Source organism: Maritalea sp. (genome assembly GCF_051251695.1).
Taxonomy (GTDB): domain Bacteria; phylum Pseudomonadota; class Alphaproteobacteria; order Rhizobiales; family Devosiaceae; genus Maritalea.
The window spans coordinates 72,663-92,350 of the sequence record NZ_JBPOEU010000002.1; the positions used below are offsets into that span (position 1 = coordinate 72,663).

The window sequence follows — 19,688 nt, forward strand, 5'->3', positions numbered from 1 at the left end:
TCAGCTTGCAGCCATTCGATCACCGGCAAATCCAAGTGGTTGGTCGGCTCGTCTAACAGCAAAATATCGGGGTTGGGCGCTAATGTTCGTGCCAGCGCAGCGCGGCGCGTTTCCCCGCCGGACAAAGACTTCGGATCAGCATCAGGCTGCATACCCAATTGATCCAGCAAATAGGCGGCACGATATTCATCATCCCCCGCTGTCAGTCCTGCCTCAACATATTCAAGAACGCTCGAATAGGCAGATAGGTCCGGTTCTTGGGGCAAATAGCGCACCGTCACGCCGGGTTGGACGAACCGTTCAACCTTATCGGCCTCCACATCCCCGGAGGCAATTTTGAGTAAGGTCGATTTCCCCGACCCATTGCGTCCCACCAACGCGATCCGTTCGCCCGGCGCCACAAACAATTCGGCACCTTCCAACAGGGGTGTCCCCCCAAAGGTCAATTGAACATCTTTTAGGCTTAAAAGCGCTGCGGCCATGATAAACATCTTTGAACTAGATTAGCTGTGCGCTTGGCTTTAACATTAGTGTACCAAAGATCAAACCAAATGATGGTGCAAGCCGATGCTAAATCAGCAACTGTTAATCAGCGCAGATCAATTACACCGCGAAATGGGCAGCAACGACCTCGTGATTGTTGACGGGTCATGGCACCTACCCAATGCAAATCGGGATGCCAGGGCGGAATATGAAAGCGGCCATATCTCAGGCGCACAGTTTTTTAACATCGACACAATTGCCGACCAAAATTCGGGCCTGCCGCACACCATGCCATCGCCAGAAACATTCGCATTAGCGGTCGGCGCAATGGGCATTTCCAACAACAGTAATATCGTTGTCTATGATGCCACTGGCATGTTTTCTGCGGCCCGCGTTTGGTTGATGTTCAAGCTGTTTGGCGCACAAAATGTCCGTGTCCTTAATGGCGGGTTGCCAGCTTGGAAAAGCGCTGGCTTTGCCGTAACAGACAAAAAACGTGCCGCTGACCCGGCCCAGTTCATCCCAGAATTTGATGCTTCATCCGTCGTGCTTGTCGACGAAATGCGCAAAACCGTTGATGCTGGTTCCGCACAAGTACTTGATGCGCGAGGCGCTGGCCGATTTGCCGGTACTGACCCGGAACCGCGCGAAGGTATGCGGGCCGGTCATATGCCAGGCGCAACCAACGTTCCCTTCTCTAGTTTGCTCAACGAAGACGGCACGTTCAAATCCAGCGACGAATTGAAGACCATGTTTGCCGACAAGCACATTGATCTGGGAAAACCTATCACCACCACCTGTGGTTCAGGCGTTACGGCATCAATCATCTTACTCGCATTGGAATTGATCGGCAAAACGGACGCTCGGCTTTATGACGGGTCATGGGCCGAATGGGGCAGTTTATCGGACACGCCGATAGAAAAAACTTGACCAACCAGTAAATTCAAAATATTGCAAATGTTAAACAAAATGGCATTTGCAACACATGACCTTAACTGACCTAGAAGCAAGATTGCTGGCGCAACTAAAAGCGCAACCATTCGCCACCCAACAAGAGTTGGGCGAAGCGTTGGGCATTTCCCGCGCCAGTGTTGCCAATTATGTTGAGCGCTTGCAGGCCAAAGGTTTGGTCTTGGGTCGGGCATATATATTTGCAGACGCATCAACCATTTCATGCATTGGCGGCGCGGTGCTTGACCGCGTATTGCGATTGGAACAGCCCGGCATTCCACAAACATCTCAACCTGCCACATCGCGCGAAACGCGGGGTGGCGTTGCTAGAAACGTCGCAGAAAATCTCGCGCGATTAAGTGAGCAAGTTAAGCTATTTTCCATCGTCGGCAATGATGCCGCTGGAAAATCAATTCTAGATGCATCCGAAGCCGCCGGAGTTGATACAGCCTTGGTGGTACGCGCAACAGGCGCGACCACGGGTACTTATACCGCGATCATGGAACCATCGGGCGACCTTTATTTGGGTGCCGCTGACATGGGTATTTTTGGCCAGCTAGATGCCCAATTCATTGAACGTCATTGGCAAAAAATAGCTGCTTCTCGTCTCATATTTGCAGACACCAACTGCTCAACTGAATTGCTATCCCAACTTATTACCCGTTGTCACAACAGCGATATTCCATTGGCCATCGATGCTGTTTCAATTCCAAAATTCAGACGGCTGCCTAAAAATCTGACTGGCATAGAATATCTGTTCTGCAACATGGATGAGGCCCGTGCGGTTATCGGCGCAACAACTGCCGCTGAAGCAGCTAACGCATTGAACAAGCGCGGCGTGCAAAACATTATCATCACAGATGGCACAAATCCCGTGACCTGTTTCAACGCTAACAAACTTACACATGTGGAAATCCCAACAACAAAAATTGTAGATGTTTCCGGCGCAGGCGACGCCTTTGTCGCTGGCTTTCTACACTCCATTCTCGACGGCAAATCAGCGATTGAGGCAACGCAAAGCGGTGTTGTTTCAGCTGGGCTTACCGTTCGAAGTGAATTGCGCAACAGCCCAGACCTCAGCGCCCAGATCATCGCTGAACAAGCGCCAAAAGTTAAAATTCAAAGGACCTAAAATGAAATTCAACCTGCATTTCGGCGAGCATATCACCAAAGCAAAAATGTCTGGCCAACCAATTGTAGCCTTGGAAACAACAGTGGTGACCCATGGCATGGATTACCCGCACAATATCGACACCGCATTGGCCATGGAACAGGCTGTTCGCGATGCGGGTGCATGTCCAGCAAGCTTGGGTATCGTTGACGGGCAACCTGTCATCGGCATGAGCGAAACCCAATTGCGTGATTTTGCAAAATCACCACGCGGCTCCATCGCCAAATGCAGCAGACGCGATTTCCCGGCACTGATGGGCATGGGGAAATCTGGCTCCCTCACCGTCGCCGGCACCATGATATTGGCAAAAGCTGCTGCAATTGATGTGTTCGCCACGGGCGGCATCGGCGGCGTTCATCGCGGCCACCCATTTGATGTATCCGCAGACTTGCTTGAATTGGGCAAGACCCCAGTAACGGTTGTTTGCGCAGGCGCAAAGTCAATCCTCGACCTCCCCCTAACCATGGAAGTGTTGGAAACCCAAGGCGTGCCTGTTATCGGATTTGGCTGCAAAAACCTGCCCGCTTTTTACACGCGGGATAGCGGCATTGCAGTTCCACACCATGTTAGCGACGCGAGCGATGCTGCGAATATCTTGAATGCATGGCGCAAACTTTCAAGTGAAAATGGCATGTTGTTCACCGTGCCAGTGCCCGAAAACGCAGCATTGACCAATGATGAGATGGAAAAAATCATCGAGGCGGCAATTGCTGAGGCGGATGCCAAAGGTGTCCATGGCGCTGCTGTTACGCCATTTATGCTGGGTAAAGTTGTTGAACTGAGCGGTGGGCGCTCGCTTAAAGCAAACATCGCATTGTTGATCAACAATGCAAAAGTTGCTGGCGAAATTGCCATCGCGGCTCAATGAGCAAACTGGTTAGCGCGTCTTAACGGGCGCGCGCCATGCGATGGCTTTGCTGGGACTGTAACACCCCACAGCAACTTTTCTGCTGTAATTGCCCGAGATGATTTTCACCCGTCCATCGGCGCATTTTCCCATGACAACACCAATATGGTTGCGCATAACCATGATCGAACCCACCTGAATGGGCTTAGCCTTTTTGCCATATTTGGCAAAATCACGAGCCCGATATGAGCCTTGCGTCGCAAAGCCAGCTTGCGCCAAGATTTTTTCCATATAGCAGGCACACCATTTACTCGGGCAACCTTTTGGGCGGCGGCCGCCCAAGTCTTTTTCCATCAATTTTATGAGATTTTTGGCATTTGCAGGAGACGTAAAACCAGCGCTACCCACCGCAATAGCGGTTGCGCAAATAAGTGTTATGAAGATTTTGTGCATAGATTAAGGGGCGGCCAAAACCGCCAACGTCGCTCTTGTTGGTCATAGAAGAAATTGAAGCTGATCTGTCAGCTCCAAGTCGCGCCAAGAACAATGTTTTTATGGCCCAATTGTGACCAGTTTCACCAAATCTGCAATTGAGTTAGAGTTCGCTTTGCCAAGGCGGGTTCGCACCGGCACGCGACACTGTAATCGCGGCAACGTTAACGGCCAGATCCAGCGCTTTTACCAATATGGTGTCGTCAATCGTTTGAAGATCTTGTTTATTCAAAACACCGCTACGTCGCAGGCCAGCCAATAGTCCACCGTTGAAACTATCGCCCGCACCAACCGTATCAACAACCACAGCCTTTTGTGCAGGAACAGACACTTTGCCTGTACGTGTTATGGCGTCAACGCCTTCGCTGCCCTTGGTCATCAAAACAATCGAAGCACCATCAGCAATCATTTGCTGAGCAGCCGTTTCAAACCCAACATCTGGCATCAACCAGTTTAGGTCTTCATCTGAAACTTTTATGATGTCAGCATGTTTTAACATACGTTCCATACGCGCACGGTAGGTTGCTTCGTCTTTAACAAAACCGGGGCGAATGTTGGGGTCGAACGAGATAACTCGAGATTTGGCCTCACGCGCCATCAGCGCTTCATATGTGGCGCCACACGGATCAGGGATCAAACTGATCGCGCCAAAGTGCAAAGCTTGGATATCGGTGCCAAATGTTGGCAGGTCAGCTTCGGCAATCATGCGGCCCGCGCTGTTCTCGTCATAAAACGCATATTCAGCGTGGCCGTCGGTGAGTTTCACAAAAGCGAGTGTTGTCGGCAAATCATGACGTTTGCAAAATGAGGCATCAACTTTTGACTGCTTGAGGCTTTCATCAATCTGCTGACCAAATAGGTCCGTGGAAAGTCCGGTGAAAAAACCAGCACTTTCGCCCAATCGCCCCAGCGTAATCGCGGTATTAAAAACCGCCCCGCCTGAAACAGGAAGATATCCACTGCCCTCATTGCCAATTTCACGCGGCAACATATCAATCAACGCTTCACCACAACAAACGATCATCGTCTTATTCCTCACCCAACAATTCACCTCATCTAGGCGAAATCATCGCAATGCCGCAAGTACAACGCAGGTTTTTTTACATCATCTGTTGCAATTGAACCTATTTCTCCACCCTATTTTGGGGGTCGAAAACTATCTATTTTGCCGTTTTCCGTTTCAATGCGTCCCGCACCGATCAGATCAAGGCAATAGGGAACAGCTGGAAACACGGCGGACAAGCACACATCAATTGCGGATGGTTTACCCGGCACATTGATGATCAAAGTTTTGCCGCGAATGCCAGCGGTCTGGCGTGAGAGAATGGCGGTCGGTACTTGTTCTAGACTGACCTTGCGCATCAATTCGCCAAAGCCGAGCAGTTCTTTTTCCATCACCAGTGCCATGGCTTCCGGGGTTAAGTCGCGCGGCGATGGGCCAGTGCCGCCTGTCGTTAAAATAAGATCAACCCCAACATTGTCGCAAAGGTCTTTTAAACACGCTTCAACCGAAGCAATGCCATCTTCGATGACGCGCTTTTCGGGCACCCAATCTGAATAAACAACTTCATTGAGCCATGCTTCAATCGCCGGACCGCTTTTATCCTCATATTCGCCGCGACTGGCACGGTCAGAAATGGTTACGATCCCAATTTTTACAGTCATGAATTACCCACCCAAAAACGACATATGCCGTTTGATACCAGATGTAGAATTCTCATCAATGGAGAAATTATGGCATTCGGGTTTAGCGAATACAGTTTCGCGGATCAAACCTTCAACGGCGGCATTGCTTTCCGACGACCGAAGTGCGTCACGCAAGTCAACTGCCCCTTCGGCCCCCATGCAGGTAAAAAGCGTACCGGTACATGAAACGCGCACCCGATTGCAGGTTGAACAGAAATTGTTCGACATCGGTGTGATGAAACCAAGGCGTCCGCCTGTTTCTCCAACCCGCACATAGCGCGACGGGCCACCAGTTGTGTCGCCAATATCCGTAAGCGACCAGCGCTGATCCAAATCTTGACGGAAGTCTGTCAGAGACAAATATTGCTCGTTTCGATCAAATCCAACATCACCTAACGGCATTGTCTCGATCAAAGTCAGGTCCATGCCGCGACCATGGGTGAACTTGATGAGGTCGTCGATCTCTTCTTCGATTTTGCCTTTAACGGCCACGGTATTGATTTTGATACGCAAGCCAGCAGCAAGCGCTTCTTCAATGCTGCCGAGCACCCGCTCCAGACGCCCCCAACGGGTGATTTCAGCGTACTTTTCAGGGCAAAGCGTATCGAGCGAAACATTGACACGTTTAACGCCAAAATCGACCAACTGCTTGGCGTATTTTCCCAACAGCGTGCCGTTTGTTGTAAGCGTAAGCTCATCAAGCGCACCGCTTTTTAGGTGACGTGACAAGCCCTCGAAAAGGCTCATCACATTTTTGCGCACCAATGGCTCACCGCCGGTCAGGCGAACTTTGCGTACGCCATTATCGACAAACGCACCAACCAAACGTTCCAGTTCTTCGAGCGACAACACCTCTTTGCGCGGCAAAAACGTCATCTGTTCTGACATGCAATAGGTGCAGCGCAAATCACACCTGTCAGTGATCGACAAGCGAAGATAACTCGCCTGCCGTCCATACTGGTCAATGAGATCTGGCGTAGTGTGGTTTTGCATAATATCTACTGCACCAAAGGACTATCGGCACCATCAATTTGAATGCCCTTGATTTCAGCTTCACCAGCCAAAATGCCGATATATTGAGCAACAGCACGGCTCCAACTCGAAGCTTCCAAGAACGCTGCAATCTTTGTTTTCACATGATCAAACGGCAACTGACGGCCTTCAATTTTGCGATCAAGCTGGATCACATGATAGCCAAACGGCGTTGGTACAGGTGTCGGGCTCATCTGACCTTCTTCCAGTTCAAACAACACCGTTTCAAATTCTGGCACGGTTTGGCCTTTGGTCAATTGCCCCAGATTTCCGCCCTCTTTCGCGGAAGGACACTGCGAAAATTCGCGCGCAAATTCACCAAAGCGTTTGGGGTCTTTTTGAACGGCGTCAATAATCTGCTGCGCTTTGACCATGCCTTTGCGACGCGCTACTGGGTCCTCCAACGCACCGGCCAACAATATGTGGCGCGTTTCATAAATAGTTTCAGACGAAAACTTTTCTTGATGCTGATCAAAATAGCGCTGGCATTCTTCTTCACCTGCGCGAGGCACGTCGACTTCCTGGTCCAAAAGCTGACGCACTTTCGCGTCGTCATCGGTTTCTCGACGTCCTTGATCATCATTTAACGGCTCAGCCTCGACGGCTAAAGCATTAGCCTTTTGCAACAACAATTCCCGGATCACCAAAGCCCGGGCCGCATCCAAATATGCGTCTTTCGGGTTTTCAGCTTCGTGGTTTTGCACTTCTTGCTGAATAGCTTCCAAAGTGATCTCGACACCGTTCACATAAATTTCGGGTGATTTCGGTTTTGGATCAACTTTTACAGTTTCGCCATTCGCCATTTTTGGCATTGAATTATCGATTAGAGTTGTCATTTCAATTCCCCATCAATTGGTCGAAAAGTGGGGCAAGATTTTGCCCCACCAATTGCACGTCTAAGCGCGTTTCTTTTTGGTCCGCACAACCTGGTAACCCGGACGCCATAAATAGCGAACCGGCGCACTCAACATGTGAACAAGGCGCGAGAACGGGAACAAAAACAGGATTGTTAGCCCCAAGAACATATGTGCCTTAAAGATCAGGCTCGCATCGATGATGTAGCTTGACGCTTGGAAGTTGAATGTGAAAATGCCCTGACAATAGTTCATGAAATTCACCATTTCATGTCCATCAAGATGCTGCAGCGACACTGGAATTGTGCCAAGACCCAGCGCCAACTGAACCCATAAAATCAAGATTGTTAGGTTGTCAGAAAAGCTGGATGACGCCCGAACCCGTGCATCAAAGAAGCGACGGTGAATGAGCAATGTCGCCCCGATAATTCCGGCAACGCCTGCAATACCACCAGCCACAATCGCCAGTATCTGTTTGGCGGAGTGACTAATGCCCAGTGCGTCGAATATCCATATTGGCGTCAAAAGTCCAACAAGATGCCCTGCGAAAATCGTCAAAACACCAACATGGAACAACACTGACCCCCACATCAATTGCTTTCGCCTCAGAAGTTGGCTGGAGCCAGCCTTCCATGTGTAAGGATCTTTGTCGTAACGCAAAACCGTGCCGATAACCAAGGTCGCTAGTGCGATATAGGGATAGACCCCAAACACCGCATAATTGAGAAATTCCGTCATCTCTCTTCTCCCTATTGAACCGTTGGTCGCGGCGCAGGCCGCTTGGCTGCGCGGATCTGACGGCCAAGCCGATCAGGACCGCACGTATCTTCACCTTGGCCGCCGCCAAAGGTAACGACTTCCTCTTCCCAAACCGCGTCGAGCGCTTCAAGATCGTTCGGATCATCGTCCGGTACGCTCAAAATCTCTTCGACAACTTTTGGGTCAGCCTGGGTTGAAATGATCGCTTCAAGCGCTTGGAAGGCATTTGCGTAAATGCTCTTTTTCTTTTTCAGCCGTTGACGAAGGGCAGACAGAATATGCACGGTTTGCCCCAGCAATTCTTCGCGTTCATTCTCGATTTGAATTGACGCGAATTCGATGAACATGGGTAAGAAATCCGGCAGGTCAGTGACCGCCAATTCAAAACCTTGATCTTCATACATCTGCTTAAGGTCAACCATTGCCTGACCACGGTCACGGCTTTCACCATGCACATGCTCGAACAAATGCAGCGACAATGTTCGCGTGCGGTCAAACAACTCGACATAACGTTCCTGCGCCTCGTAAACATCACGCGTGGTGATGTCGTCGATCAACTCATTAAGGAGAGCCTTTTCAGGCGCCCCGGTTAGTCCATCCTCCAGCACAGCGGCTTTCAGTTCCAACCTAGCGGCTTGCAATTCCTTTGACGGATATGAAAGCAGCGTTGATATTATTTTCAATGCATTAGCCATTATTCTCTCCGATCAAAATACGTCTGTTGGGGTGGTGACTGTTTTGGTTTTTTTGGAACCAAACAGATCCAATTCTGAATTGCCCCCAGAACAACCATTGCCAAAGCTAAACCCGCATGAGCCACGTAGATCATATGCATCTTCAGCTTCTTCACGGTGCGAGGTGGGGATCACGAAACGGTCTTCGTAGTTCGCAATCGCCATGATTTTGTACATGTCTTCAATCAATTCAGGAGTTAGCCCTACATCGGTTGCAAACTTGTCGTCGATCACACCGTCAATGGTTTTGGTGCGCATATACCCGCGCATCGCCAGCATCCGTTTAAGCGCAACTTTGATCGGCTCATCCTTGCCTGCGGTCAAAAGATTGGCGAGATAGCGCACCGGAATGCGCAAGCTATCCACATCTGGCATGCTGTTTTTATCAACACCAATTTTGCCCGCTGCCGCCGCATTTTGTAGCGGAGACAATGGTGGGATGTACCAAACCATTGGAAGCGTCCGGTATTCTGGGTGAAGTGGGAACGCCACTTTCCAATCCATCGCCATTTTGTAAACAGGTGAGTTTTTGGCGCTTTCTAACCATTCCTCAGGAATGCCTTGCGCACGCGCTTCAGCAATCACTTTGGGATCATTTGGATCAAGGAACACATTAAGTTGTTTCTCGTACAAATCCTTGGTGTCAGGCGTTGATGCAACTTCTTCAATTTTATCCGCATCATAAAGCATGACGCCCAGATAACGGATACGACCAACGCAAGTTTCAGAACAAACGGTTGGCAGACCCGCTTCAATACGAGGGTAACAGAATGTGCATTTTTCTGATTTACCAGAAGACCAGTTGTAATAGATCTTCTTGTATGGACAGCCAGAAACACACATGCGCCAACCGCGACACTTGTCCTGATCAATCAACACAATGCCATCATCTTCACGCTTATAAATCGCGCCTGATGGACATGCGGCAACACAGGTTGGGTTGAGACAATGCTCACACAACCGGGGCAGATACATCATGAAGGTGTTTTCAAACTCACCGTAAATTTCTTTTTCGATGCCTTCAAAATTATAGTCTTTGCCACGCTTGGAAAACTCCCCGCCAAGAATTTCTTCCCAGTTCGGACCCCAATTGATCTTTTCCATCCGCTCGCCAGAAATCAAAGAACGTGGACGCGCTGTTGGCGTCGTCTCGACCTCTTTTGCGGTTTGCAAATGGCCATAATCAAAATCAAACGGCTCATAATAATCGTCAATTTCAGGCAGGTCGGGATTAGCGAAAATCTTCGCCAAAATCCGCCACTTCGCACCCATTTTAGGGGTAATTTTCCCTCTGGAATTTCGGGTCCACCCGCCGTTCCATTTCTTTTGGTTTTCCCAGTCTTTCGGGTAGCCAATACCGGGCTTGGTTTCCACGTTGTTAAACCAGGCATATTCAACGCCTTCGCGGTTCGTCCAAACGTTTTTGCAGGTGACAGAACATGTGTGGCACCCGATACATTTATCAAGATTTAGCACCATGCCGACTTGTGCACGAATACGCATTATTTCGCCTCCCGCTTGCCTTTGTATGGCCCTTCGAGCCATTCGACTTTGTCCATTTTCCGCACAACCACAAACTCATCGCGGTTGGCACCGACAGTGCCGTAATAGTTGAAGCCATATGATTGCTGGACGTAGCCGCCAATCATGTGCGTTGGCTTGGTGATCACACGGGTCACTGAGTTATGGATGCCGCCACGAAGGCCGGTTGTTTCCGCACCCGGCGTGTTCACAATTTTCTCCTGCGCGTGATACATGAAGATCGTGCCTTCTTTCATCCGCTGAGAGACCACCACACGAGCAGTAAGTGCGCCGTTGGTATTGTAAACTTCCACCCAATCATTGTCCTCAAGGTCAGCTTTTTGCGCGTCCGTTTCAGATAACCAAACAACTGGGCCACCACGGTTCAATGTGAGCATCATCAAATTGTCAGAATAGGTGGAGTGAATTCCCCATTTCTGGTGCGGTGTGATGAAGTTGAGTACAACTTGCTTGTTACCGTTTGAACGTTTGTCCAACTCAGGCGTAATGGTTTTGGTGTCGATTGGAGGGCGGTAGACGCAGAACCCCTCGCCAAACGCACGCATCCACAAATGATCTTGATAAAGCTGTTGGCGACCAGACAATGTTCGCCACGGGATCAACTCATGTACGTTGGTCCAACCCGCATTGTAGCAAACCTTCTCGCTTTCAATACCGGACCATGTGGGCGACGAAATGATCTTACGCGGTTGCGCAACAACATCGCGGAACCTGATCTTTTCATCCTCTTTTGGCAGCGCAAGGTGCGCGTGCTCACGCCCGGTTTTTTCTTCTAACGCTTTCCAAGCTTTTACCGCGACTTCACCGTTGGTTTCAGGCGCAAGGCTCAAAATCACTTCACAAGCGTCAATTGCACTATCAATTTTGGCAAGGCCTTTTGAAACGCCCTCTTCCAAAACAACGCCGTTAAGTTCTTTGAGCAGTTGCACTTCGTGCTTGGTATCCCAAGCGATGCCTTTACCGCCATTGCCAGCTTTGTCCATGAGCGGGCCGAGCGAAGAGAACTTCTTGTACAAGTTCGGATAGTCACGCTCTACCGCAATGATGTTTGGCATCGTTTTGTTTGGAATGGCGTCGATTTCGCCCTTCTTCCAGTCTTGAACGTCAAGTGCTTGGCCCATTTCACCAGGCGTGTCGTGCAAAATTGGCAACGTAACGATGTCTGTTTCTACGCCCAAAACCTCAGGTGCGATTTCAGAAAACTTCTTGGCCAAGCCTTTAAAGATTGCCCAATCAGATCTTGCTTCCCAAGCAGGGTCCGCCGCCGTTGAAAGCGGATGGATAAAGGGGTGCATGTCAGACGTATTCAGATCGTCTTTCTCGTACCAAGTAGCGGTCGGCAAAACGATGTCTGAATAAACGCATGTTGTAGACATCCGGAAATCGATCGTTACCAGCAGGTCAAGTTTACCCTCAGGCGCTTTATCATGCCATTTCGCTTCGGTTGATCGCGCACGACCTTCCTCACCCAAATCTTTGCCCATCACACCGTGTGAGGTACCTAGAAGATGTTTGAGGAAATATTCATGCCCCTTACCGGATGAGCCAAGCAAGTTGGAACGCCAAACAAACATGTTGCGCGGCCAGTTTGCTGGATCGTCAGGATCGTCGCATGACATTTCCAACTCGCCAGACTTGAGCTTTTCAACCACATAGTCTTTAGGGTCTTTGCCCTCTTCTTTTGCCGCTGCGGCAATAGTGAGTGGATTTGTTTTAAGCTGTGGCGCAGAAGGCAGCCAACCCATCCGTTCTGCACGGATGTTATAGTCGATCATTGTGCCATCCCAAGGGCCATCAGGTGCCGTTGGTGACAGGATCTCATCAACCTTCACCGTTTCATAACGCCACTGGTCTGTGTGCGCATAAAAGAAACTGGTGGAGTTCATGTGCCGTGGTGGACGGCTCCAATCCAGACCGAAGGCCAATGGCTGCCAACCAGTTTGCGGACGCAATTTTTCTTGCCCCACATAGTGGCTCCAGCCACCACCAGATTGACCAATACAACCGCACATCACCAACATGTTGATGATGCCGCGATAGTTCATGTCCATATGGTACCAATGGTTCAGACCAGCGCCCAAAATAACCATTGAACGGCCATTGGTTTTTTCTGCATTGTCCGCAAATTCACGCGCAACGGTGATGATGTGTTCCTTGGGAACACCGGTAATTTTTTCAGCCCATGCTGGTGTATAAGGCGTTTCATCATCATAACTGCTGGCAACGTTCTCGCCGCCCAAACCACGGTCAAGTCCGTAGTTCGCGACGAACAGATCAAATACTGTAGCGACGAGCGCTTCGCCGTCGGCAAGTTGGACCTTTTTCGCAGGAACGGAGCGAACCAGAATGCTTTCATGATCCGTGCCTTGGAAGTGATCATGTTCCTTGTTGCCAAAGTATGGGAAGGCCACATCTGCAACTTGGTCATGCTCTCCATCTAGCACAAAGCTCATGTCCAGCTCGACGTCAGCACCACCGGCGTCTTTGCTTTCCAAATTCCATTGTTTGCTATCGTCCCAACGGAAGCCGGCAGAACCCTGCGGTACAACAATCTTTTTGGTTTTGCCGTCAACCGCGACAGTTTTCCATTCAGCGTTTTTATCCTCGCCAAGACTGTCTTTAAAGTCGGATGCGCGCAGCAAACGTTCAGGGATCAGATTGCCGTCTTTTTGAACCAACCGAACAAGGTTTGGCATGTCGGTATAACGACGACAATAATCTTCAAAATACTCAGCCTGACGGTCAAGGTGGAACTCACGCAAAATAACGTGCCCCATTGCCATGGCGAGCGCCGCATCGGTCCCTTGTTTGGGGTGCAACCAAAGGTCAGCAAATTTTGAGGCTTCCGAATAATCAGGGCAAACCACAACAGACTTCGCGCCTTTATACCGCGCTTCTGTATAGAAGTGAGCATCGGGTGTACGTGTCTGCGGCACGTTTGAACCCCAAAGCATCAAGAACCCAGAATTGTACCAGTCAGCACTTTCTGGCACGTCAGTTTGCTCGCCCCATGTCATTGGCGATGCAGGTGGCAAATCGCAATACCAATCATAGAACGACATGCATGTGCCGCCCATCAGGCTCAAATATCGTGATCCAGCAGCATAGGAAACCATGGACATGGCGGGAATTGGCGAAAAGCCAATAATCCGATCAGGACCATACGTTTTTGCCGTATAAGCATTTGCCGCTGCGATGATTTCGTTCACTTCGTCCCAAGTTGAACGCACCATACCGCCATGACCGCGTACTTCTTGATAAGAGCGTCGTGCCTCTTCGTCCTGCTGGATATGTTCCCAGGCCGCGACTGGCTCGCGCATTACGCGGGCTTCGCGCCACAGTTTCACCAAGCGTGAACGAATAAGCGGGTGCTTAACGCGGTTTGCTGAGTACATGTACCAGCTATAGCTCGCGCCCCGCGCGCAACCGCGCGGTTCGTGGTTTGGAAGGTCGGGCCGTGTGCGTGGGTAATCCGTTTGCTGGGTTTCCCAAGTGACAATGCCACCCTTCACATAAATTTTCCAAGAGCATGAACCCGTGCAGTTCACCCCGTGTGTTGAGCGCACAATTTTGTCGTGCTGCCAGCGTTTGCGGTAGGCATCCTCCCAACCGCGGCTCTCATTGGTCGTAACCCCATGGCCGTTCGAAAAGGTTTCCTTTGGCGCCAAGAAGTTGAGACGATCCAGTAAATTGCTCATATTAATTCCCCTAATATTAGGATTGATCGGGGTGCCCTAACGGCACCCCGACAATGATCGCGCTCAATCTTCAAGGATTTTGAACGTATGCGTTCGGGCGAAGGTAGAACCAGTAGTTGATCACGATGCAGACCGCGTAAAAGATCGCGAAGCCATAAAGGGCGTATTCAGGATGTCCTGCACCCAACTGCTCGCCGAACACTTTCGGGATAATGAAAGCGCCGTACGCGGCGACAGCAGCAGTCCAACCCAATGCTGGGCCGGTTTGTTCCTTATCAAACACCATCGCGATGGTACGGAAGGTCGAGCCGTTGCCAATACCGGTAGCGGCAAACAAGATCAAGAATAGTCCAAGGAATGGCCAGAAGTAGATTTCTGGAGTAGCAGATGAGTATGCTTGCTGAATGAAGTAAGCCACGCCCAGCGCACTCGCAACCATCACAACTGAGATGATTTGCGTTACTTTCGCACCGCCCATTTTATCAGCCCACATGCCGCCAATCGGACGGATAAGCGCGCCAATAAATGCGCCCATCCATGCAAACATTAGAGCAGAAGGACCATTTGGGTTGGCCAAATCGTGGGTCATAACACCATCAACTTCAACATGGCTGAAGCCGAACACGACCTTGATGGTCAACGGTAAGGCAGCTGAGAAGCCGATAAACGAACCAAATGTCATGGTATAGATCACGGTCATGGCCCAGGTGTGCTTGTTGCCAAAGATCTTGTATTGACGGTTCAAGTTTTGCCCCACTGCGCCAGGGATCAATTTGAGCCCCAAGACGGTCAACACGATGACGATAGGGAGTACGATCCATTTGGATAGGCCAATGCCCGATGTTGGCATCCCACCTTCAACAGACGGCAACAGCAACCAAACACCAAGTGCTGATGTCAAAAGACCGATCGCTAACATGCCAAGAATGATGCCTGCCGAACCAAAGAAGTTCGGGATCTTTGGCGAAACATGCTCATCACGAATGTTGTTCATGAAGAACCAACCAAGCACTGCGAGCGGCACCAAGAAGACCAGCCAGATTAGACCGGCATTCTGAATGTATGTTTCAGTCCCTGCAGGGATCTTGCCGATCAGTGTACCCGATGTGTTCACCAACGTACGGCTCGCGCCACCGAACAATCCCATTGTCATGGCCAACGGAATAAGGATTTGCATGGTGGTCACACCAAAGTTGCCCAATCCAGCGTTCATCCCCAGCGCATAGCCCTGAATTTTCTTCGGATAGAAGAAAGAGATGTTGGACATGGAAGACGAAAAGTTACCGCCACCGATGCCGGACAAGAACGCGAGCATTTGGAAGTACCAAAGCGGTGTGCCTGGATCCTGAAGCGCAAATCCAGCGCCAATCGCCGGGATCATCAACAGAGCAGTTGTAAACACGATGGTGTTTCGTCCACCCGCAATACGGATAAAGAAGGTTGAGGGAATACGAAGCGTTGCACCGGTTAGACCAGCAATCGCGCCCAACGTGAACAATTCAGAACTAGCAAATCCGAAATCTAGGTTTACCATCTGAACAGTGATGATGCCCCAATACAACCAGACAGCAAACCCACATAGTAGAGACGGGATTGATATCCATAAGTTACGCGTAGCGATGGCCTTACCAGTGGATTGCCACTGGGCTTCATCGTCCGGGTTCCAATCGCGAAGGTCTTTACCCACGATATTTCTCCTTAAGTTGAAAACACCCCCCAAGAGTGTTTCTTGAGCGGACCGGCTAAATGGCCAGTCCGCATTGTTGAATTACTTTGCGGGTTCGCCTTCAGCTTCTGCCCGTTTGGCAGCCACCGCATTGATGGCGGCTTCCAGTTCAGCATTCGCTTTGTCAGCTTTCGCTTTTATTGTTTGAATGTTCGCCGCAGCAAAGTTGGCCCGCTCTTCATCTTCTTGCCGCGTTGAAAAGCGAACAAAGAATGCGAGGAACGATGCGATTGTCACAACGATACCGATGATCAAAAACGCTTGTGACCAGTCCAAAGTGCCCTTGAACAAGAAGCCTGCAGCCACCGCACCAGCGTTACCACCAGCGCCAACAACACCGGCAACCGCGCCGAGTGATTTTTTGTTGATGAACGGAACAACCGAGTACGTTGCGCCTTCAGCCATTTGAGTGAACAGCGAGAACAGGATCAATGTTGGAATGGCAAGGAACAAGACCTGCATTTGTGAGAATAGCATCAAAGCCAAGCCCTCACAGAACAAGCAGATGAACAGCCAGAACGCGCGGCCTTTAAGACCCCACAGTGCGCCATAGTTATCGCCGAATATGCCACCCAATGTGCGGGCAAAAATATTCATCAAACCAAAAGATGCAGCAACCAAGCCAGCGGCCACCAAACCAAGGTCAAAATAGTCGGCAAAGTAAAGTGCGGCCACGTTGTTCACGGTCAACTCGATGCCAAAACAGGCGCCATAAATAAGGAACAACACCCAAACGCGACTGTCTTTTAGAGCTTCGAAATAATTGGCGGTTACGGTCTTTTTCTGCGGCATCATGCCTTTGGCACGAAGCTCAGCATAGTTTCCGTCGGGCGCATCTTTTGTCCAGAAATAGTAAGCGATGCCGGTCGCAAAAATTGCTAAACCAACCACCACCATTGAAAGACGCCAGCCTGCGGCCTCAGAGAAACCAAAGCCAATCACAAAAACAGAGAAGATCATTGGCATCACAAACTGCGTGACACCACCACCAAGATTACCCCATCCAGCAGACGTTGCGTTGGCTTGACCAACAACGTTTGGCGCGAACATTACTGTGGTGTGATATTGAGTAATAACAAACGCCGCACCAATGGCACCAATGGCTAGACGGAACATCAAGAACGACTCGAAGTCCTGCGCCAAACCAATGCCCATTACTGGGAATGCGCCGAGCGTAAGAAGCCCAGTATATGTCAATCTTGGCCCGATCCGATCACAGAGCCAACCAATGAGCAAACGCGCAAAGATTGTTACTGAAACGGACGCGATAATGGTCCAGCCGATTTGGTCTTTTGTCAGGCTGAGTTCATCACGAACAATCAGCATCAAAGGCGCGATACCAAACCACGCGAAAAAACAAAGAAAGAACGAAAACCACGTCATGTGGAAAGTTCTGATTTGCACCATTGAGATCTTAAAAAAATTACCCCAAAGGCTTGTTGCCCTATTTTGCAGCTCCATGTGGGTATGTCCCCCTTAATGTACAACCGATAAAGCTGAACTCGCTTTAATTCGTCGTCCACGAGTTCTGTTTGGGCATAAGCTCGCTAATGGGGGGCCAAATTGTTGATCCAGATCAAAATGTTAAGAATTGGCGGCAAAACAAGAACAGTGACCGCAAAGGTGCGGTTTACCTAGAGCATTTGTTGGGTCGACAACTTTATGGTTGCAAGCACGACACAAAAATGATCAAATCATATCTTGATAATTGTCAATAATAAGAATTTGCTATGCGCCAAATAGAACAAGAACAGATTCGCGAACTCAACATCTTCAAGGGGATTTCCCAAGAGAGTTTTGACGAGCTAATGCGCGCTTCCTATTTACAAACGTTCCCGGCCAATATGGAATTAATAGCCGAAGGTGAGCCTTCGGACTTTTTGCATATCGTCGTTGAAGGATGTGTGGAATTGTTTGCCAATTTAAATGGACGTGAAAGCACCATGTCCATGGTTTATCCGGTGAGCTCATTCATTCTTGCTGCCATTTTGAAAGACGCTGTCTATCTGATGTCTGCGCGCACCAGCAAAAAATCACGTATTCTGATGATGCCTGCGGTCAACGTTCGGGGCGTTTTCGACCGTGACCCTGCTTTTTCCAAAGCAATGGTTATAGAGCTTTCAAATTGCTATCGCGCCGTTGTGAAAGACCACAAGAACCTAAAACTGAGAACGTCCGTAGAACGCTTAGCAAACCGCTTGCTGCGCTACAGGCAAAAACAGGACAGCGATATAATCACTCTGCCGTACGACAAGAAAATACTGGCTTCAAATTTGGGCATGACCCCCGAAAATCTTTCGCGCGCCTTTAACACGCTCAAACCTTATGGCGTAAAAGTAACAGGGCATAAAATCAACATTACCGATATTGATGAATTGTCCAAATTTGCAAAACCAAGCAAACTCATTGATGACCAAACCATCTGAGTTTTAACGCCAATAATTGTTTCAAAGGTGCCCAATGCCCAATCGTAAAATACATGACGTCGCCGTGATTGGCTTAGGGGCCATGGGCAGCGCGACGCTTTATCAACTCGCCAAACAAAATACCAACGTCATTGGCATCGACCAATTCACACCGCCCCATACCCATGGCTCGACCCATGGCGAAACCCGTGTCACCCGCTGCGCGATTGGGGAAGGTATCCAGTACACCCCCCTTGCGCTACGCTCGCATGAAATCTGGAAAGAACTTGCTAGCGAAACGGGTGAGCAATTGCTGTTTGAAGTTGGTGGCCTGATGATCTCGACCGGCAATAGCCACGGCAGTGTGCATGGCAGCGCCAACTTTTTGGACACCACAATTGCTGCGGCCAAAAAATTCAACATTGAACATGAACTACTGACCGGGCAACAAATTCGCACGCGCTTCCCCGGCTTTGACGCAGGCGCCGACGACCAAGCTTATTTTGAACCAGGTGCTGGCTACCTTAAGGTTGAAGAGTGCGTGCAAGCCCAACTTGATCGGGCGATCGAACTTGGCGCCAAAACCGTGTTCGACACAAAGGTTCTCAACATCAATTCCGATGGCGATCAGTTTGAGATTGAAACCGATGGCGAAACCATTAGCGCAAAAAAGCTAGTGGTCAGCGCTGGCCCTTGGGTCAATAAGCTACTTGGTGCGCCCTATTCGGACATTCTCACCCCTTCCCGCCAGGTGCTGCATTGGTACCCAATTGGTAACAGTGCTAAAGAGGCTTGGACCGACCACCCCGTGTTCATTTGGTTGCATGGTGAAGGCGACGGCTATTATGGCCTGCCTTCCCTCGCCGATCCGAACTTGATCAAGGTTGCAGCTGCGTCATATGGCGATGCAGCAGACCCAGATGCAATTGACAGGAATGTCACGCGCGAAGAACAGGACGAAATGTTTGAAACGCATGTAAAGGGTCGACTGGCAGGCATTGAAGCTAAAGCGGAAAAATCTGTTACCTGCATTTACACAGTAACGCCGGACAGCGTTTTCGTTATCGACACCCACCCTGACCACGACAATATGATGATCATTTCCGCCTGCTCAGGACACGGATTTAAGCACTCCGCTGCAATTGGTGAAGCGGTGGCCCAACAGATGTTAAACAACCATTCTGACCTCGATTTGTCTGCATTTAAATTGTCAAGATTCACCGCGCGTTGAAGTCGGTATTAATGCTGGTTGATTTTGTTCGGTCCACTCTGTAAGGGTCCAACCAAATGACTTAGTTTGCGCAATTC

Annotated in this window: 16 protein-coding genes and 1 pseudogene; 5 read left to right on the top strand and 12 right to left on the bottom strand. The window is 49.8% G+C overall.

Annotation, left to right across the window (positions count from 1 at the left end):
• Positions 1–50: 50 nt before the first annotated feature.
• Positions 51–491: pseudogene (locus ACSHWX_RS01400) on the bottom strand (ATP-binding cassette domain-containing protein); the annotation flags it as partial.
• A 76-nt stretch (positions 492–567) separates the two neighbouring features.
• Here ACSHWX_RS01400 and sseA point away from each other — a divergent pair.
• The 3 genes from sseA to ACSHWX_RS01415 are packed head-to-tail and all read left to right on the top strand — an operon-like array spanning position 568 to position 3,473.
• The gene (gene sseA / locus ACSHWX_RS01405; RefSeq protein WP_435666385.1) at positions 568–1,413 is read left to right on the top strand and encodes a 3-mercaptopyruvate sulfurtransferase; all 846 of its coding nucleotides are present in this window, start codon (positions 568–570) and stop codon (positions 1,411–1,413) included.
• Positions 1,414–1,468: 55 nt separating this feature from the next.
• Positions 1,469–2,566 carry a PfkB family carbohydrate kinase gene (locus ACSHWX_RS01410; protein ID WP_435666386.1) on the top strand — a complete coding sequence of 366 codons (1,098 nt, stop codon included), beginning with the start codon at positions 1,469–1,471 and terminating at the stop codon, positions 2,564–2,566.
• A gap of 1 nt (position 2,567) precedes the next feature.
• On the top strand, positions 2,568–3,473 hold the full coding sequence (locus ACSHWX_RS01415; RefSeq protein ID WP_435666387.1) for a pseudouridine-5'-phosphate glycosidase: 906 nt from the start codon (positions 2,568–2,570) through the stop codon (positions 3,471–3,473).
• 9 nt (positions 3,474–3,482) lie between these two features.
• Here the strand turns inward: ACSHWX_RS01415 and ACSHWX_RS01420 are convergent, their stop codons facing one another.
• The 11 genes from ACSHWX_RS01420 to ACSHWX_RS01470 all read right to left on the bottom strand — a co-directional run bounded on the left by ACSHWX_RS01420 (position 3,483) and on the right by ACSHWX_RS01470 (position 17,358).
• Positions 3,483–3,743 (bottom strand): hypothetical protein, encoded by a 261-nt coding sequence (locus tag ACSHWX_RS01420; protein ID WP_435666388.1) that lies wholly within the window; start codon positions 3,741–3,743, stop codon positions 3,483–3,485.
• A gap of 304 nt (positions 3,744–4,047) precedes the next feature.
• Entirely contained in the window at positions 4,048–4,968 is a 921-nt protein-coding gene (locus ACSHWX_RS01425) for a carbohydrate kinase family protein (RefSeq protein ID WP_435666389.1), read from the bottom strand.
• Between the two features lie 113 nt (positions 4,969–5,081).
• The gene (gene mog, locus ACSHWX_RS01430) at positions 5,082–5,609 is read right to left on the bottom strand and encodes a molybdopterin adenylyltransferase (RefSeq protein WP_435666390.1); all 528 of its coding nucleotides are present in this window, start codon (positions 5,607–5,609) and stop codon (positions 5,082–5,084) included.
• Between the two features lie 3 nt (positions 5,610–5,612).
• The gene (gene moaA, locus ACSHWX_RS01435) at positions 5,613–6,623 is read right to left on the bottom strand and encodes a GTP 3',8-cyclase MoaA (protein WP_435666391.1); all 1,011 of its coding nucleotides are present in this window, start codon (positions 6,621–6,623) and stop codon (positions 5,613–5,615) included.
• A 5-nt stretch (positions 6,624–6,628) separates the two neighbouring features.
• Entirely contained in the window at positions 6,629–7,498 is an 870-nt protein-coding gene (locus tag ACSHWX_RS01440; RefSeq protein WP_435666392.1) for a peptidylprolyl isomerase, read from the bottom strand.
• 60 nt (positions 7,499–7,558) lie between these two features.
• Complete coding sequence (gene narI, locus ACSHWX_RS01445; protein ID WP_435666393.1) at positions 7,559–8,254, bottom strand: respiratory nitrate reductase subunit gamma; 696 nt, start codon at positions 8,252–8,254, stop codon at positions 7,559–7,561.
• A gap of 11 nt (positions 8,255–8,265) precedes the next feature.
• Entirely contained in the window at positions 8,266–8,970 is a 705-nt protein-coding gene (gene narJ / locus ACSHWX_RS01450) for a nitrate reductase molybdenum cofactor assembly chaperone (RefSeq protein WP_435666394.1), read from the bottom strand.
• A gap of 12 nt (positions 8,971–8,982) precedes the next feature.
• Complete coding sequence (gene narH, locus ACSHWX_RS01455) at positions 8,983–10,512, bottom strand: nitrate reductase subunit beta (RefSeq protein WP_435666395.1); 1,530 nt, start codon at positions 10,510–10,512, stop codon at positions 8,983–8,985.
• Positions 10,512–14,249 (bottom strand): nitrate reductase subunit alpha, encoded by a 3,738-nt coding sequence (locus ACSHWX_RS01460; RefSeq protein ID WP_435666396.1) that lies wholly within the window; start codon positions 14,247–14,249, stop codon positions 10,512–10,514. Before ACSHWX_RS01460 ends, narH begins: the two co-directional genes overlap by 1 nt.
• A 70-nt stretch (positions 14,250–14,319) precedes the next feature.
• Positions 14,320–15,936, bottom strand: a complete 1,617-nt coding sequence (locus ACSHWX_RS01465) for an MFS transporter (RefSeq protein WP_435666397.1) — start codon at positions 15,934–15,936, stop codon at positions 14,320–14,322.
• An 81-nt stretch (positions 15,937–16,017) separates the two neighbouring features.
• Entirely contained in the window at positions 16,018–17,358 is a 1,341-nt protein-coding gene (locus tag ACSHWX_RS01470; RefSeq protein ID WP_435666398.1) for an MFS transporter, read from the bottom strand.
• Between the two features lie 347 nt (positions 17,359–17,705).
• Between ACSHWX_RS01470 and ACSHWX_RS01475 the strand changes: the two genes are divergently transcribed.
• Positions 17,706–18,401 (top strand): helix-turn-helix domain-containing protein, encoded by a 696-nt coding sequence (locus tag ACSHWX_RS01475; RefSeq protein ID WP_435666399.1) that lies wholly within the window; start codon positions 17,706–17,708, stop codon positions 18,399–18,401.
• 34 nt (positions 18,402–18,435) lie between these two features.
• Positions 18,436–19,611 carry an N-methyl-L-tryptophan oxidase gene (gene solA, locus ACSHWX_RS01480; protein WP_435666400.1) on the top strand — a complete coding sequence of 392 codons (1,176 nt, stop codon included), beginning with the start codon at positions 18,436–18,438 and terminating at the stop codon, positions 19,609–19,611.
• Positions 19,612–19,688 lie beyond the last annotated feature (77 nt).

Coding starts and splice junctions, on each gene's coding strand:
- sseA (WP_435666385.1), top strand. CDS start 568: ATGCTAAATCAGCAACTGTTAATCAGCGCAGATCAATTACACCGCGAA.
- ACSHWX_RS01410 (WP_435666386.1), top strand. CDS start 1,469: ATGACCTTAACTGACCTAGAAGCAAGATTGCTGGCGCAACTAAAAGCG.
- ACSHWX_RS01415 (WP_435666387.1), top strand. CDS start 2,568: ATGAAATTCAACCTGCATTTCGGCGAGCATATCACCAAAGCAAAAATG.
- ACSHWX_RS01420 (WP_435666388.1), bottom strand. CDS start 3,743: ATGGAAAAAATCTTGGCGCAAGCTGGCTTTGCGACGCAAGGCTCATAT.
- ACSHWX_RS01425 (WP_435666389.1), bottom strand. CDS start 4,968: ATGATCGTTTGTTGTGGTGAAGCGTTGATTGATATGTTGCCGCGTGAA.
- mog (WP_435666390.1), bottom strand. CDS start 5,609: ATGACTGTAAAAATTGGGATCGTAACCATTTCTGACCGTGCCAGTCGC.
- moaA (WP_435666391.1), bottom strand. CDS start 6,623: ATGCAAAACCACACTACGCCAGATCTCATTGACCAGTATGGACGGCAG.
- ACSHWX_RS01440 (WP_435666392.1), bottom strand. CDS start 7,498: ATGACAACTCTAATCGATAATTCAATGCCAAAAATGGCGAATGGCGAA.
- narI (WP_435666393.1), bottom strand. CDS start 8,254: ATGACGGAATTTCTCAATTATGCGGTGTTTGGGGTCTATCCCTATATC.
- narJ (WP_435666394.1), bottom strand. CDS start 8,970: ATGGCTAATGCATTGAAAATAATATCAACGCTGCTTTCATATCCGTCA.
- narH (WP_435666395.1), bottom strand. CDS start 10,512: ATGCGTATTCGTGCACAAGTCGGCATGGTGCTAAATCTTGATAAATGT.
- ACSHWX_RS01460 (WP_435666396.1), bottom strand. CDS start 14,249: ATGAGCAATTTACTGGATCGTCTCAACTTCTTGGCGCCAAAGGAAACC.
- ACSHWX_RS01470 (WP_435666398.1), bottom strand. CDS start 17,358: ATGACGTGGTTTTCGTTCTTTCTTTGTTTTTTCGCGTGGTTTGGTATC.
- ACSHWX_RS01475 (WP_435666399.1), top strand. CDS start 17,706: ATGCGCCAAATAGAACAAGAACAGATTCGCGAACTCAACATCTTCAAG.
- solA (WP_435666400.1), top strand. CDS start 18,436: ATGCCCAATCGTAAAATACATGACGTCGCCGTGATTGGCTTAGGGGCC.